Source organism: Pedobacter sp. (assembly GCF_045628745.1).
In the GTDB taxonomy this organism is placed as follows: domain Bacteria; phylum Bacteroidota; class Bacteroidia; order Sphingobacteriales; family Sphingobacteriaceae; genus Pedobacter.
In genome coordinates this window covers 1-15,060 of record NZ_JAZQPU010000262.1, presented here as the reverse complement: position 1 = coordinate 15,060, position 15,060 = coordinate 1, and the positions used below count along the sequence as shown (strand labels likewise).

General features: G+C 38.0%; 11 protein-coding genes, 2 tRNA genes and 1 pseudogene. 7 read left to right on the top strand and 7 right to left on the bottom strand.

From position 1 onward, the window contains the following. Positions 1 to 121 (top strand): annotated as a pseudogene (locus ACR2F7_RS09965) (sugar O-acetyltransferase); the annotation flags it as partial. Here the strand turns inward: ACR2F7_RS09965 and ACR2F7_RS09960 are convergent. After that, on the bottom strand, positions 118 to 1,203 hold the full coding sequence (locus ACR2F7_RS09960; protein ID WP_432713419.1) for a hypothetical protein: 1,086 nt from the start codon (positions 1,201 to 1,203) through the stop codon (positions 118 to 120). The pseudogene ACR2F7_RS09965 and the gene ACR2F7_RS09960 sit on opposite strands and share 4 nt — an antisense overlap. 412 nt (positions 1,204 to 1,615) lie before the next feature. Between ACR2F7_RS09960 and ACR2F7_RS09955 the strand changes: the two genes are divergently transcribed. Next, positions 1,616 to 1,909: a nucleotidyltransferase family protein gene (locus ACR2F7_RS09955; RefSeq protein WP_432713418.1), complete on the top strand. Its 294-nt coding sequence runs from the start codon at positions 1,616 to 1,618 to the stop codon at positions 1,907 to 1,909. Continuing rightward, positions 1,899 to 2,243 carry a HepT-like ribonuclease domain-containing protein gene (locus tag ACR2F7_RS09950; protein WP_432713417.1) on the top strand — a complete coding sequence of 115 codons (345 nt, stop codon included), beginning with the start codon at positions 1,899 to 1,901 and terminating at the stop codon, positions 2,241 to 2,243. The genes ACR2F7_RS09955 and ACR2F7_RS09950 overlap by 11 nt, the downstream gene beginning before the upstream one ends. A 76-nt stretch (positions 2,244 to 2,319) precedes the next feature. On the opposite strand, the gene ACR2F7_RS09945 is transcribed toward ACR2F7_RS09950, so the two are convergent. After that, positions 2,320 to 3,153: an SGNH/GDSL hydrolase family protein gene (locus ACR2F7_RS09945; RefSeq protein WP_432713416.1), complete on the bottom strand. Its 834-nt coding sequence runs from the start codon at positions 3,151 to 3,153 to the stop codon at positions 2,320 to 2,322. A 767-nt stretch (positions 3,154 to 3,920) separates the two neighbouring features. Here ACR2F7_RS09945 and ACR2F7_RS09940 point away from each other — a divergent pair. Then, positions 3,921 to 8,741 carry a hypothetical protein gene (locus tag ACR2F7_RS09940; protein ID WP_432713415.1) on the top strand — a complete coding sequence of 1,607 codons (4,821 nt, stop codon included), beginning with the start codon at positions 3,921 to 3,923 and terminating at the stop codon, positions 8,739 to 8,741. Between the two features lie 548 nt (positions 8,742 to 9,289). Beyond that, the gene (locus ACR2F7_RS09935; RefSeq protein ID WP_432713414.1) at positions 9,290 to 9,475 is read left to right on the top strand and encodes a transposase; all 186 of its coding nucleotides are present in this window, start codon (positions 9,290 to 9,292) and stop codon (positions 9,473 to 9,475) included. 123 nt (positions 9,476 to 9,598) lie between these two features. On the opposite strand, the gene ACR2F7_RS09930 is transcribed toward ACR2F7_RS09935, so the two are convergent. The 3 genes from ACR2F7_RS09930 to recO all read right to left on the bottom strand — a co-directional run bounded on the left by ACR2F7_RS09930 (position 9,599) and on the right by recO (position 10,661). Further along, positions 9,599 to 9,673 (bottom strand) — tRNA-Val (locus tag ACR2F7_RS09930). An 81-nt stretch (positions 9,674 to 9,754) separates the two neighbouring features. Then, positions 9,755 to 9,832: transfer RNA gene (locus ACR2F7_RS09925), tRNA-Val, on the bottom strand. Between the two features lie 103 nt (positions 9,833 to 9,935). Continuing rightward, positions 9,936 to 10,661: a DNA repair protein RecO gene (gene recO / locus ACR2F7_RS09920; protein WP_432713413.1), complete on the bottom strand. Its 726-nt coding sequence runs from the start codon at positions 10,659 to 10,661 to the stop codon at positions 9,936 to 9,938. A gap of 174 nt (positions 10,662 to 10,835) precedes the next feature. On the opposite strand from recO, the gene rlmF reads away from it, so the two are divergent. Beyond that, on the top strand, positions 10,836 to 11,741 hold the full coding sequence (rlmF, locus tag ACR2F7_RS09915; RefSeq protein WP_432713412.1) for a 23S rRNA (adenine(1618)-N(6))-methyltransferase RlmF: 906 nt from the start codon (positions 10,836 to 10,838) through the stop codon (positions 11,739 to 11,741). On the opposite strand, the gene ACR2F7_RS09910 is transcribed toward rlmF, so the two are convergent. Together ACR2F7_RS09910 and ACR2F7_RS09905 are read right to left on the bottom strand one after the other, a co-directional pair. Continuing rightward, positions 11,730 to 13,070: a DUF2130 domain-containing protein gene (locus tag ACR2F7_RS09910; protein ID WP_432713411.1), complete on the bottom strand. Its 1,341-nt coding sequence runs from the start codon at positions 13,068 to 13,070 to the stop codon at positions 11,730 to 11,732. The genes rlmF and ACR2F7_RS09910 overlap by 12 nt on opposite strands. A 15-nt stretch (positions 13,071 to 13,085) precedes the next feature. Then, the gene (locus ACR2F7_RS09905; protein WP_432713410.1) at positions 13,086 to 13,748 is read right to left on the bottom strand and encodes a metal-dependent transcriptional regulator; all 663 of its coding nucleotides are present in this window, start codon (positions 13,746 to 13,748) and stop codon (positions 13,086 to 13,088) included. Between the two features lie 224 nt (positions 13,749 to 13,972). Between ACR2F7_RS09905 and ACR2F7_RS09900 the strand changes: the two genes are divergently transcribed. Next, positions 13,973 to 15,060 (top strand): TonB-dependent receptor plug domain-containing protein (locus ACR2F7_RS09900; protein WP_432713409.1); only part of this gene is annotated, 1,088 nt, incomplete at its 3' end.

The following is a 15,060-nucleotide window of genomic DNA, read 5'->3' as shown; positions in this document are numbered from 1 at the left end:
TCCTGGGGTAACCATTGGCAACCGTTGTGTCATTGGCGCCGGGGCTGTGGTAACCAAAGATATTCCTGATGATTCTTTAGCGGTAGGTAATCCGGCAAAGGTGAGCAGGAAATTGCTTTAATTAGGGCAGTATTGTTTGATGGCGTCAAGTAACATCGGAACACGATCTCCCAATTGATAGCCTAGATTTAAATCAGCACATATTTTATCAAGGTCTTCTTTTGGGATAACTACTTTATCCTTTACCGCTAAGATGGTAACTTCCTTATTTTTGCTTAACAAGCGCTGGTCTTTGAATTCGTATTTTCTAATTCTGGCAAAAGCGCGATTGCTGATGGCCTCCATATAAAGCGGCTCAATCTCAATCGCGTTGTCGAAATCAATGATGGCATTGTCGAAATCAAAAGTATTCAGTTTTGCCGTACCCCTACAAAACAAAAGATCAGCATAGCCTGCAATAATTTTATTGGCTTCATCAAATCGCTTAACAGCACTTGGGTTTTCATTCGCTTTCATTAAATCCTTCCCTTTTTGTAAGAGTGCATAAAACTTCAATTCTTCTCTGGGAAGGTCCTGCTTGTTTTGAACAAAGTTAGATTGCCTTTTTAACTTCCCTGTAGAATAAAATACCTGCCACAAGCCTGTTTCTTTATTCTCCTTAAAACTTCCTTTTTGCTTCAAAATTCCGGTTTTAAAATATTCTTCTGAATCACCATTTTGAACCCCATTGAGATAAGTGTAAAAATATCTTTTATTGCCATTTGGATAATAAACTGTTCTAACGCCATTAACCAACCCATCTTTTAACATTCCCTCACCCTGGATATTTCCATTCATAAAATAATCAATAAACTGACCTGTGTAAGGTTTGTCGGCATCTTTCAAAAACCATTGTCCGTTTTTTCTAGTCATGTTTTTTGTTGACGGAATAAGTTTTACTGCTGCAGGGCGTTTAGCAAAAGCTTTAGTGGTTATGATGATTACTTTTTGAAAAGTACTGTCATAGCCTAAAGCTTTAATTTTTTCTATATCAGTAATCACCTGTAGCAACTCTATGTCTTCATTAGCTATTTCGCTGCCTTCCTCATCTGGTGTTTCCAATATTGGAACGTTGTCTATGATATATAATACACGCTCATCATTGAGTTGTGCGTAAGCATAGCTTGACAAAAACACTAAAAGCAGAAAGACATATTTTCTCATATTGGTTGTGAAACTAACAATTAATTTGAAGGAGAACAATGTTTCTTTTAAATGTTTTACACAGGTAATTTTAGCTTATCAACATGCTGTGGATAACTTTTGGGGAAAACTATCTGTGGCCTTTTGAGAACTCACTCTTGTTGCCTGTTGGTTTCGCTTAGCCGAATTGTATGGAATCTTTGCATAATGAAGAATAAGGGGTGGTTCTGCACAGGTGTTTTTAGGTTATCAACATCTTGTGGATAACTATTGGGGAAAACTACCTCTGATCTTGGAAATTGTCGCGAAGCCGGCCTCCATGATGAGTATGTATTCGAGGATAGAAATTATAGAATTTAATTGTTTGGATTATAGATGGGGTAATAACTACATCTAACAGATTTCATGTTTGATTTATTTATATTTGAGTATAATGATTTTATCCAAAGAGCATATCAATTCTATTAAGAAGTTTTTTTCTGGTCGCCCAGTCAAAAAAGCATATGTTTTTGGTTCTTATGCTAGAAATGATGCTGATGAAAATAGTGATATAGATATCCTTGTTGAGTTGGATCATACCAAACCCATTGGAATGAAGTTCTATTCTTATAAAGATGAACTTGAGAAAATTCTGATGATGAAAGTGGACTTGGTGAGTGAGGAAGGTTTATCTAAGTATGTGAAACCTTTTGTAGATAAAGATAAAGTCCTAATTTATGAAAGGTAAATTAGGTGATAAAGTTAGGTTACAACATATTCTAGATTCAATTAATGAAATTGAAGGTTATCTATCCAATGTAACCGTTGAGCAGTTTCTTGCCAATTCAGAAAAACATTTTGCAACAATAAAACAGATTAAAATTGTAGGTGAAGCAAGTAATGCGCTTACTGAGGAATTGAAATCCCTTAATCCAGAAATTCCCTGGAGATCTATCGAAAGTTTTAGAAATTCATCTATACATGAATATTTCGGCTTAAATCTGCAGCTTGTCTGGGGAATAGCAAAAAATGATCTGCCTGATTTAAAAGTAAAAATACAAAACTTACTGAAGTCTTTATAGTTCTTAAGTTTCTTCTTAGAGTGAATGAACGACCATGCAATATTGAATCGTAAAATGTGTGCTGGGGATATCCATTTTAACGAAAGTGTAGCTGTTTAAAAACTTTGACAATGCTTTTGGCAATTATTTTATTTCCTTCATCAGATGGATGCAGGCCATCGTAAGTTAGGTTGATAGCTGCAGGTGGATAAGGGTAGTCGTCTGTATCTGCGTTAAAAGGTATTTCTGCTGATAATGGATAAGTATATTTTACATACTTTCCTGTTTCTGGATCTTTTAAATATTTGAACTTAACCATGTTTGCCATTTTAAGCTTAGGGTTGTGGTAAAGGTCAATAACAGGTATATTTTCTTGTCTACCTATCGCTAAGATTGCATTTGCAAAATCGTCGAGCGACTGTCCATCTTTCTTTTTATAGGAGCCATGCGCATTATTATTAGCATTATTGATGTAAACGAAATCGTTTCGTTGCATAGGCGTTATCAGAACTATCTTTGCAAGAGGGTTCAACTGGCGGATTTTAGCGATGATGATGCTAAAGGAACCGAACAGGGTTGTATTACCTGTAGCATTTTTATAATCATTAATTGTTCCAACAGGTCTTCCGGCCCACCAGTCGTTTGTTCCTAAAAAAACTGAATATACATCGGCTTTAACGAGGCCCAGTTTATCAATTTGCTCAGCAATATCTTTAGATTTCCAGCCATTATGCCCTTGGTTAATGTAGCGCACATTTGGCAATTTTTCGCTAACACGAGTTAAATAGCCTTTTGTAACCCGGTTTCCAGTTTCGTTAGTATGGTCGTTCAGGTAAGTGATGGAATCACCAATAGCTACCCAAGTCACCTCTTTTTCTGTAAAAGAACTAAGTAATAATATTACTAATAATATAATCAGGGGTTTTTTCATATTGAACTTTATGCTTAATAATGATCTAGGTCTACAAGTTTAAGACATGATCCTGATAAAGTTAAAATTCTTTTGGATCAATGCAAAACTTGTGGAGCAGGGATATATTTTTAGTTCTGCATTGTGAAAATACTTGACCTTTAATGCTAGAGAGCCACGCGTCCTCACTGAGATTACTGCCGGATATTATATTAGAAAATTGTAGCCACTCTTTTTTATTTCCCCTTATCTGAGAGGTTAGAGATTTTTTCGAAAGCGTTCTAGTGGTTGAGGTTAAATGAGTGCTAAAATAAAAAACTGCCTCTCAACTTAGTTAGAAGTGGTTAAGCGTACTCCAACCCGTACTGAATTCACACTCGTTTTTGAATGATTTAGCTGAACTAGCCACCATGAAGGAGTTTTTTAAACAGCATTTCTAGTTCAGCCTAAGAGATGCTTGATCATTTTATTAAGATTTCAGGCAATACATTTTATTGACTGATTTGAAGTGAGCAAGATTCATGATTTACTTACAAAGACTAATTAAAAAACTTTTTTTGGGTCAAATGTGTGTAATAGCATATATCTCAAGATAAAATAAGTTTCTTATAGTTTAACTATTCCATTTCCTTAATCCTATCATAATAATTTTATACCTTCACTATTAATTTTCACCGGCGATAAATTTTAGTATTTGGGTTAATATTCAACAAGAATGTCTTTCTGCTGAATGCAGATACTAATTCATTTCAAGGGACTTCTACAAACTCTTTTGCAAGACATTCTTTATGGATGATGAAATTATACATAACCCGACATCAAATAGCGGCATAGGCTTTCACCTTGAACATTGGGTACAGACTGGCTATTTAGCATCCCTGTTATTAGGAACCCCTGTTCCCTTCAAAGGCACTGTGCAAATAATTTCACTTGAATTTCAAGCACGAAGAAAAGCGCAAACTGACGATTTAATAATCCGACTAAGCAATGACACTGGAAGCCATTTTTTACAATCAAAAAAAGGACTGGAGATAAATAACAATAAGGTTTTTAATGATTTAATAAAGCTCACATGGGAGGATTATCTTGATAAAGACCTATTTGTTAAAGGAAGAGATAAATTTATATTTACTACCGATCAACTTTCAAAAACAGATATTAACGATACCTTGGTTATGTTGGACTGGCTTAGATTCAGTTCAGATCTGGAAGATTTTAAAGGAAAAATTGCATTTAATAAAAGTAAAGCAATCAGATTCAATTACTTTAAAGAAGCTGTTTCCAAAGCTTCCATTAAAGTTGTAAAAGAGAAAGAGGTATATGCTTTTATAAAGCATATCTATATTCAGGGTTATGACTATTTGACAATAGGTTCCAGGGACAAAGATATTTTAATCTGGTCGTTAAAAAATTATCTTAATGAAGGTATTACTGGGGTTGATGCCGTCAATCAACTATTAAACTATGTATCACTTTGCAATGCAAATGCTGCAAAAATCACCACTTGTAGTATTGATCCTGAGATCAAAAAACTATTCAACTTAACAGGTTCTGGTTCTATTTCAAATAATTTGGCCAGCTTGCTAAAAAAGAGTTCAATTAGTTTGGAACACACCATTTTCTCAGACATAAATGGCTTCCATGTTGAGAGAACCGGAATTGTAGATCAGTTGATCGAATTAGTAGAAGAAAATCAATTAACAGTATTAGTTGGGGAACCTGGAACTGGAAAATCGGCACTTTTCAAAGATTTAGCAAAATATTTTTATTCTGACCTGACGGGTTTTATTTTCTTTAAAGCAGATAGCCTGGATAGGGATACATTAGCAGAAACAATGGCGGATATCCAAGTTCCGCTGGACTTTGAAACGCTTATCAATCAATGGTTGATTCTCCCCCGTTTGGTTATTTATATTGACAGCCTTGAAAAGCTTTATGAAAGTGATAAAAAAGGTGCCTTTCTTGAATTGATTGGTATCGTTTCGAAATATAACAAAGTGAAGATTATTAGTTCATGCAGGACTTTCGCTTTGAGTGATTTAACTTTCAAATTCAGACTAGATAGGCTTCGATATCAGGAACTCGATATTCCAGACCTTCAGGATTCAGAATTACTGCAGGTTAAAAAGCAATTCCCCTCGTTATCAAGTTTGATCGATAATCCTAAATTGGGTAGCATAATCAAAAAACCTTTTTATTTAAATATTGCAATACGTGTAATTTCCGGCACTGATGGTGGTTCAGTAGATCTCGCAACTTTCAAAAAGCACTTATTGGAGCGCGGTATCCAAAGAAAGGGTGACAGCTTGCCCGGCATTTCCGCTAAAAGATTGGCTGTTTTCTCTCAACTTGTTCTTGATCGTGCAAAAAGTAAAAAACAGTTTTCCGAATTACGTGGTGAAAATAAAGAAGAAATTGTAGCAGCATTGCTTGCTGATAACTTGCTGGTCGAAGGAACTTCCCCAGGTCAATATGCCCCTGCGCATGATGTTTTTGAAGATATTATAGTTGACAATTATTTCGATGAGCTATACTTATCGTTTAGTCAGGATATAATTTCATTCATGAAATCCGTTGAACCCTATCCCGTGTTGCGCCGCGGATTAAGATGGTGGATCATAAGTAGGTTTGAAATTATTAATGAAGCCTATATCAAATTCATCAAGCTAATTTTATCATCACATGAAATAAACAAATACACAAGGGATGAAATATTTTTGGCGTTTTTATATACTAGAAATTGTGGCGTATTATTAGAACATTTCAATGATCATCTGCTAACTGATGGTTATCCAATGCTGAAAAGACTAATCTTATTGCTACATATCAACTTCACAATAAAAACAGCCCCAGATTCAAATAACCAAACTATAAAGACAAATGGGCCAGGTTGGCTTTCTATCCTTACCTATATAGAGCGTCATGACTTGTATGACCCTTTGGCGTTATCTATTTATCGCTTAATAGATAAAGCCAGCCTTAGTTATCCAGTTGATGGCGATCTTCCAGGCGAAGCTTTGATCATTGCTAAGGCAACTTTAAGGCATATTGCAGATATTGAAAAGGAAACGAAAGATTTTGCGGTTCTAAAAGGGTTATATAAAGTTCTATTTCGACTGACCAATTTGGTTCAAGATGAACTGCGTTTTTTAATTGATTCCACCGTGAACGCAGCGGAAGATCATTCAAGCGATGATTTTTTTGAAGATTTAGCAGAAGTTATTATTAACGATACAACAAGTTGTATTCAAATATATCGTTACTTCCCCGACCAAGTAATAAGGATATTCAATGCATTGTGGTTGAATGATAAAGAAGAAAAAATTGATTCCTATGAAAATAGATTTCGGGATGTGTATAGTGAATGGGGATTGATAGACCATCGGAATACTCATTCAGGGCCAAGCGCCTACAGTTATCCAACACATTATCTTTTAAAATTTCATCCAACAAAAACCATTGAATTTTTAATTGGATTTATTAATAATGGGGTATTGGTTTATAATAAATCCGAATCAAAAGAAGGCCATGTTGGTCAGATTACATTCAAATTGGAAAATGGTGATACGGTAACACAGATTTATAATTCGCAGTTATGGTCGCTTTATAGAGGTTTGGGAAATATGCCGGAGATAATGCAATCGTTTCATATGGCTTTAGAAGACTTTCTATTGTCCAGCCTTGACCAGGGAACAGGTATAAAAGATTATGCAATACGCTTAATTACGCAGTCAAAAAGTGTCTCTACAACGGCGGTTATAGCTAGTGTTCTAATGAAATATCCATTTGCCCTTGGCAAAGAGGTTCTCAGCTTTTTAAAGGTAAAGGAGTTTTACGAACTTGATTTCAATAGGAAAACGGAAGATATGTTCCAATTAAGCATGGGTGTTACACCGAACAACCCTCATTTTGCTAATGAAAGAATGAGAAGCAATGCTTTACAATTTCGTCAAGGAGACTTTGAACAGATGGTTTTAGTACTACAAGTTTATGGTATAGGTGAACTTGATTCGATCATTGATGATTTAAAGAAATTGCCTGGCACTAAAAATTCTGATTGGCAATTTCGCTTCCATCGAATGGATAAGCGTGAACGGGAAATTGTCGAAACAGAAACGGCGTTATTACTTAACCCTAAGCCTTTACCTAAAAAATTGCAAAAAATTGCGGCATCAAATGCTAATGATGAAAATGAGCGAAAATTATCAGCGTCCTACATATGGGCTACGAATGCATTTAAGGAAGAAAAGGTTACAACTTTAGAGGAATGGCGTAATCATTATGCCAATTGCCAATTGAAGTCATCAGGGATGCTTAATCGTATAATGCAACCGCAAGCATTAGTGGCCGCTTTAGGTATACGAGATCACCTTTTAGATTTAAATTCTGAGGAATTTAATTTTGCTACAAAACAGTTGGTCAAAAAACTAAATGAAATTTGCGCTGGATTTCGTAATGGACATTGGAGTGTTCGTGATTTAATGGAACGTCCGTTACTTCAAATATTTCCATTCGTATTGCATCCGCAGTTTGATGATATTGAAAATATATCATCTATACGAAACCAATTAATTGAACTTCTCTTGTTTATTGATAAGCATTATATTGGCGATTTTGTAATTGGAATTCAAAAAAATGGATGGCAATATAATTCAGCATTTTGCACAGAATTAGCTAAAATTTCCATCAACTTATATGATAAGGCTGACAGCCATCAACAACTTTCCATGCTTTTTCGCAACGAAGATCCGATGCAGGAAGCTAACTTTAGTAAACTTGTAAATGAATTAACTACTGGAGAGCTTTCATTTGAACCCGAAAACGAGCATGAATCTAGAGGGCACTACGACAGGTTACAGCAGGGGTTGCTAATGATTCCGTTTCCAAATTTGTCCGAAAGCCATTTCCAGGTGATCAAAAAAATGTATGAACACTTTATAGTGGTAAAAAGGCATGGAACAACCTTCACCCATGAAAAAAAGAACTTTGGTATTTACGTAGGTGATTTTTTATCCAGTGAGAGTGATTTTGCAAAACCGATGCTCGAATTTGTTCTTGAGAAATTATCTACAGATTCAGAATACGCTTTCAAAAACATTAACAATATGACCCTTTCCGGTCATGATAAAAAGTATCCAATTTGGTTTTGGCAAAGAATAAGTAGGTTGATGAAGTACTTTTTGGAAACTAACGCTTATAATGGCATAGCCTTCGCCTTATTTTTCGGTGAGATGCCCGCACCACTTAATGTCAGATATAAGGTGCCCAATGAAGATATTGTTAGAAATGTATACAAATCCCTGATAACCTCTGGGTATTTTGACGATGGAAATATTGGAAGTAAGGTTTTTAGATTTTTAAGTAGTATAGGCTCTACTTTTCAACCGGATTGCCTTGATTGGTTATTAACTGGATCGTTAAAATTTAACAACGGGCTATTATATCAGAGTCACGAGGATTTAGAGCGATTTGTAAAACAACTGTACGACGATCATTTGCCTTACGTATTATCGCGGCGGGAACTTAAAGAATACTTTTTACGCTTTTTGGAGTTTTTAATTGATAGAGAGTCCGTAACAGCATTTCGCATTCGAGAAGAAATTTATTAACACATTTATCGCGAATGATTATCTTAAATTTTCGTGTACTCCATTTCAGATTAGTGTCTGAATTGATTCAAATATGTTTGAATTGGTTTAATATATTCATTTCTAACAACAATAGAAATAAGATGGGTATATATGGTTTCAGGATGTTCTTCAAACTCATTGGATTGTCCAGTTGGGCTGTCCTTCGCTTTATAATTTTCCATGGATATCCCACAACCGCTTTGGCTTTACCGAAATATCCTGGCCACCCAGGATTTCTAAAATGGTATCCAGATCAAATTTCCCGCTCCATTGCTGTAATATTTGGCTACGGATTGCCCGGCTTCCGCGCGCAGCGTCCTCTCCAGATAGTCATTCATATCGGAACAGGCAGCCCATAGTTTGTCGTAACTAATGCTCAGGCTTTTGTTGGAACGAATACCGTTACCTGCGCAAACTCGATAATTACCTGTAAGCGGCCGATGACCATGGGACTGAGCAATATTTTTGTAAAAACTACAGATAAACTTTACGGTTTGGCAAAGCTGGCCAAATAGCATGAAAAGGTAATGCAATCTGGATTCAAAGCCTTTAATACAATCTCCAGGTCGATTCAGCATCATTGCCAAAACATTTTAAACTACTTTGACAACAGGTCCACAAATGCATCTGCAGAATCTTTCAATGCTAAAATAAAAGCATTCCGAAGCCAGTCAGAGGGGTTAGAAATATTCAATTTTTCCTATTTAGATTAACCGAAATTTATGCTTAAAAACAAGCTAGCTCCACAAGTTTTGTCATTGATCCATTCTTTTCTATGATAGAGTGGGATAGGCAAAAAAAAACACAACTTCTTTTTACAGAAATTGTGTTTTTTGTGGGAGATACTGGGTTCGAACCAGTGACCCCCTGCTTGTAAGGCAGGTGCTCTGAACCAGCTGAGCTAATCTCCCTAAGGTTCTTGCCGTTTGTAAAGAAACAATAGCTGGCAAACTATTGAGTGTTTTTAAGCAATTGCCAATCCTGGTAATTGTTGGTGGGAGATACTGGGTTCGAACCAGTGACCCCCTGCTTGTAAGGCAGGTGCTCTGAACCAGCTGAGCTAATCTCCCCAAGGTTCTTGTCATTTAAACTAATAGTTGACATCTATTTCCCTGTTTGAGGGAGTGCAAATATACATCTCTAACTCATAAATCCAAAAACTTTTGTAATAAATTATGACAATATATCTTCTAAAATTTGATGAGAATGAATTTCTCCAAAAGAAGCTGTATGTAAGGTGTAGAAAATCAATATCTTATCAAGGATGGTCCTGCGGGTGCTGTTACTAATTTTTATTTCATTTATTTTTTCAAAAGGCGTAGAATAAAGTAAAATGAACAAAGCCGCATCTTCTTTAACCACGTAATGGGGGTGCACAGGCTGTCTGGATTTGAATTCTCCCTCCTGTAAATCAAAAAAGTTGAGGTCATTTTTACTATCCATGTTGGGTGCAAAGCCTAAAAAGCGCGAAAGTTTAAGCAGAAAGGCCAGGTGGAAGTTGGCGTCAGCCTTTTCGATAGCATCAAACCAGGCGATGGCATTAAAAATAAAACTAAACAGGTTTTCATCCGTATGCTGCTGGCGGATGCTTTTATAAAGCACCTCGTTTAAAAACATCACGATGGAGCTCTTCACAATATCATAAGGAATACTTCTGAACACAGGGGAGGGCCTCACCTCCGAAACACGCTGTATGCCTGTGTTAATTTTATGGTAAACCACCATATCAAGCAGCTGCAGGTGCTGCAGCATGTTCATCTTTATTTTCGCCTTCGGCTTTTTAACCCCATTGAACAGGTAAGACTGTATGCCGAATTTTTCAGTAAATACCTGCACAATTACACTGCTTTCGCTGTATAAGGTGGTCTTTAAAACAATTCCCCGGGTTTTATGCAACATGATTTAAGACAGAAAAAAATATGAATGAGCGCAGTGTGATTAATTTAAATGAACCTATCAAGGCAAAGCCTAAACTTTTTATAAATCTAGACATATCCTTTTTTTCGTACCTTAAAAAACATTTATTACACCTACTTTTGTCATGTAAAGATAGTAACACCAAACACACAATCCATGGATACCTCCGCAAAAGAACAGAAGAAACTTTTACATCCCAGGAATAAACACCGTTCCCGCTATGATTTCGCCCTGTTGGTTAAAACCCTGCCTGCGTTGAGGAACTTTGTCATTGCCAATCCTTATGGTGATGAGTCTATCGATTTTTCTGACCCTGCTGCGGTTAAAATGCTCAATAAAGCCTTGCTGCTGGAGTACTATGCCGTGGAGCATTGGGATATCCCAGAAAACTACTTGTGCCCACCAATACCGGGTCGTGCAGATTACATCCATTACCTTGCCGATCTTTTGGCGGAGGATAATGAAGGTAAGGTTCCTACAGGGAAGGCCATTAAAGTGTTGGATATTGGCGTTGGTGCCAACTGTGTTTACCCTATCATTGGTCACCAGGAGTATGGTTGGACTTTTGTAGGTACTGATATTGATAAAAGAGCTGTTGAAGCGGCAAAAAATATAGTAACGGCCAATGCCAACCTGAAAGATGCGGTGAGCATCCGTTTACAAAATGATCCGCAAAGGGTATTTTTAGGTGTGGTGAAGCCCGGTGAGACTTTCGACATCACCATGTGTAATCCTCCCTTCCATTCTTCGGCAGAAGAGGCGGCAGAGGGTTCACAGCGTAAGCTGCGTAACCTGGGCAAGCAGAAAAAGGTGCTTAACTTCGGCGGACAACAAGTGGAGCTCTGGTGTAAAGGTGGCGAAGTGGGTTTGATAGAAACCATGATTCAGGAAAGTATAGCCCTTGCCGATCAGGTGAAATGGTTCACAACCCTGGTTTCAAAAAGTGCAAACCTGGAAGCTGTAAACCATTTCTTAAGAAGATCGGGTGCCTTAAAAGTGAAGACCGTAGAGATGGCTCAAGGGCAGAAAGTTAGTCGCTTTGTAGCCTGGTCATTCCAGTAAAAGCGGCTCCTCGTCATCATCAGTTAAGCTAAACCTGATATTTTCTGTGCCCGAGATGCCTTCAATAGAGCCGCGAATATGTGCTGCATTTAACATCACTTTTTCAAGCTGTTTCTCTCTGGATTTCCACAGTCTTTCCATGGCGTCACGTTCTTTCTGAATGGAAAGTTTCATGCTCATGAAGCCTTCCCTGATGGCCTTCCATTGCTCAGAAAACTCTGTGCTGGTGAGGTAATCGTAGAGCATGTGCATTTTATCGCCACGGTTTTCCTGTGTTTTCGCTGCACTGAAAAGCTTCACAATACCATCCCTGAGGATATAAGAAACAGCCTTTACTTCGTCAAAAGAGCAAATCCAAACGCCGTCTTTCTCACCGAAACAGTCCATACCTTTAGGGTAACACTGGGTTACAATAACAGCTACGTCGACACCCATGCTGCGCATGTCCTTTTTTAATTTCTCAATCCAGTCCATCGAGAAATCCTTGGTTCTCTTGCTTTCATAAATGATCTTTCCGCATTCCTGTCCAAATTGGTTACGGATGTGGTGTACACAATCGGCACCACGCACACCTTTACCCACTTCTGTTACCAGGTCAAATGGAAATGCATTGCGCAGCAATTCTTCCAGAATCAATTCCTGAACTTCACCTTGCAACTGCATAGAGCCCTGTTCTGCCTTGCGTTTCATTTCTTCAGCAAGTTTCTTTTGGTCTTCCAGTTGTTTTTCAAGTTCTTTAACCCGCAGCTGGTGTTCGGTTTCTTTCAGGTTATTCTTTTCGTTTTCCTGCTTCCTGATTTGTTCTACCAGCTCTGCACGTTGTTCCTGCAGCATCCTTTGAGTTTTCAGTTCCAGTTCTTCTTCCTTTTTGATAATTTCCTTTTCTTTTAAAAGAAACTCCAGCTCCTTGGCCCGGGCAAGTTTTAACCTTTCTTCCTGTTCCTTATTGGTGCTGTCTAAAAGTTGAAGTTTGTTCTCGAAATCGCTGGCAATAGATTTACGCAAACTTTCTTCCATGCTTTGCTGAATCTGTTTTTTCTCTTCAGCCAGCTGTCGCTCAAAAAGTTGTGCCTGTACTTTTTGCTGTTGCTCAAATGAAGCCTCCAGGTTTTTTTGCTGCTGCAGAAAATCCTTTTGCTTCTGTTCCATTGCAGCCTCTAATTGCTTTTGCTGCAATGCTATTTCCTGCTGCTTCACCTTAAATTCCTCTTCCTTTTGTTTAGTAAAGGAAACCATTTTCTCACGCAGGTCTTTTTTATATTCTTCCGCCATCACCTCTTCCATAGGGAAGGTATGGGCACAGTTAGGACATTTTATTTCTGTTGCCATCTTAATTTTCTAAATTTATTTGCGGACAAACAAGCTGTCGGCAAACTTCATAGATACATTACGGGATTCCTGACCACCAATGCTCAGCAGCATGGAGCCATCAAAATCTACCATCTCTTCAATTGTAATTTGGGTGCCTATATTAACGCCCAATTTCTCAAGGTATTTTAAAAACAAGATGGAAGTGTCTTTAACAGCAACCACCATGCAGGTATCGCCGGGTTTTAAATCAGACAAAACCAAGTTAACCAGGGGGATCATGTCGCCGTTAGCTTTCGGAATGGGGTCGCCATGAGGGTCAAACTCCGGAAAACCCAGGTATTCTTCTAACTTGCTAATCAATTTTGGCGATTTAATATGCTCCAATTGTTCGGCTGCCTCATGCACTTCATCCCAGGAGAAGCCTAATTTCTGAAATAAAAACGTTTCCCACAAACGGTGTTTTCTCACAATGTTCAGGGCGCTGTTGCGACCTTCCTCCGTTAAAGAAATCTTACCATATTTCTTGTAATCTACTAATTTTTTTTCTTTAAGCTTCTTAAACATATCCGTCGCCGTTGCAGGTTTAACGCCCAAATGAGCAGCTAAATCGTTAATTCCGGCCTCTGCCTTTCCCTCGCACTGACTTCCAATTTTCAGCAAAGCCTTTATATAATTCTCTTCGGTAATGGATAACATCAGGTAAAGATAAAATAATAAAGTTCATAATTAATTTGTTAGACTAGTCTAACATTTGTAGTTTTGTTTCGTTGAACATAAAATTAGTTAGTTCTAATTATTGAAGTATGGTAGCACTAAAAGGGCCTTTTACCCTACAAAACAAGTAATCCTAAATGCTTACTTCAAACTTTTCAGAAGCTTGATAAGCACTGTTCCAGCATTGAAACTTAAACCCTTTACCTATGAAATATTTGTTAACTTTCTTAATATTCATTTACTCACTCAGCCTTGTGAAGGCACAGACCGGTACTATCCGTGGAAGGGTAACGGAAAGCGGACAGGCCGTGTCAGCTATTTCTGTGCGTTTATTGGGCAGCGCTTTTGCCACTCAAACCAATGCACATGGTTTTTATGAGTTTACTGCCATCCCCTCAAAAAACTATACAATCGTCTTTTCTGGTGTGGATTATGAAAAAGTAGAAAAGTTGGTTAATGTAAAAGAAAATCAGGTAATTGAGCTGCCTGTTGCGCTTTTCAAACAGCAGTCAAACCTGGATGAGGTGGTGGTGACCGGCATGAGCCGCAGCACCGTGTTGCGCAAAAGTCCGGTGCCTATTGCCGTCCTTAGCAAAAAAGCAATGGACCAGCAGCAAAGCACAAACCTTATTGATGCCATTGTAAAGGGCATTCCCGGCTTAAGCGCGGTAACCACAGGGCCTAATATTTCCAAGCCTTTTATCCGTGGTTTAGGTTACAATAGGGTGTTGACTTTATACGACGGATTGCGCCAGGAGGGGCAGCAATGGGGTGATGAGCATGGAATTGAAATTGACCCTTATGGAATTTCCAGGGTAGAGGTGGTGAAGGGGCCTGCAAGTTTAACCTATGGTTCTGATGCGGTGGCGGGTGTGATCAACCTGATTCCTGATCAGTCCATATTACCCGAAGGCATTTTGAAAGGCGATTTCACCACCGAATACCAACATAACAATGGCATGTTCGGCAATTCATTAGGCCTGGCGCTTCATCAAAACGGATGGCGTTATGCTGTGCGTGGAAGTGGCAAAATAGCTCACAATTACCGCAATAACGTTGATGGCTATGTGTATGGTACGGCTTTTCGCGAATACAATTTATCTGCCAGCGCTGGGGTGTATAAGAAATGGGGACATGCAAAAATTGCGGCCAATTATTACAATAACCTGCAGGAGATTCCTGATGGTAGTCGTGATTCGCTGAGCAGAAAATTTACCTGGCAGGTTTTGGATGATGGTGATGACCTTAAAAGCAGGCCCATCGTTCCTCAAAATGCTTTAAAAAGTTACAGCAT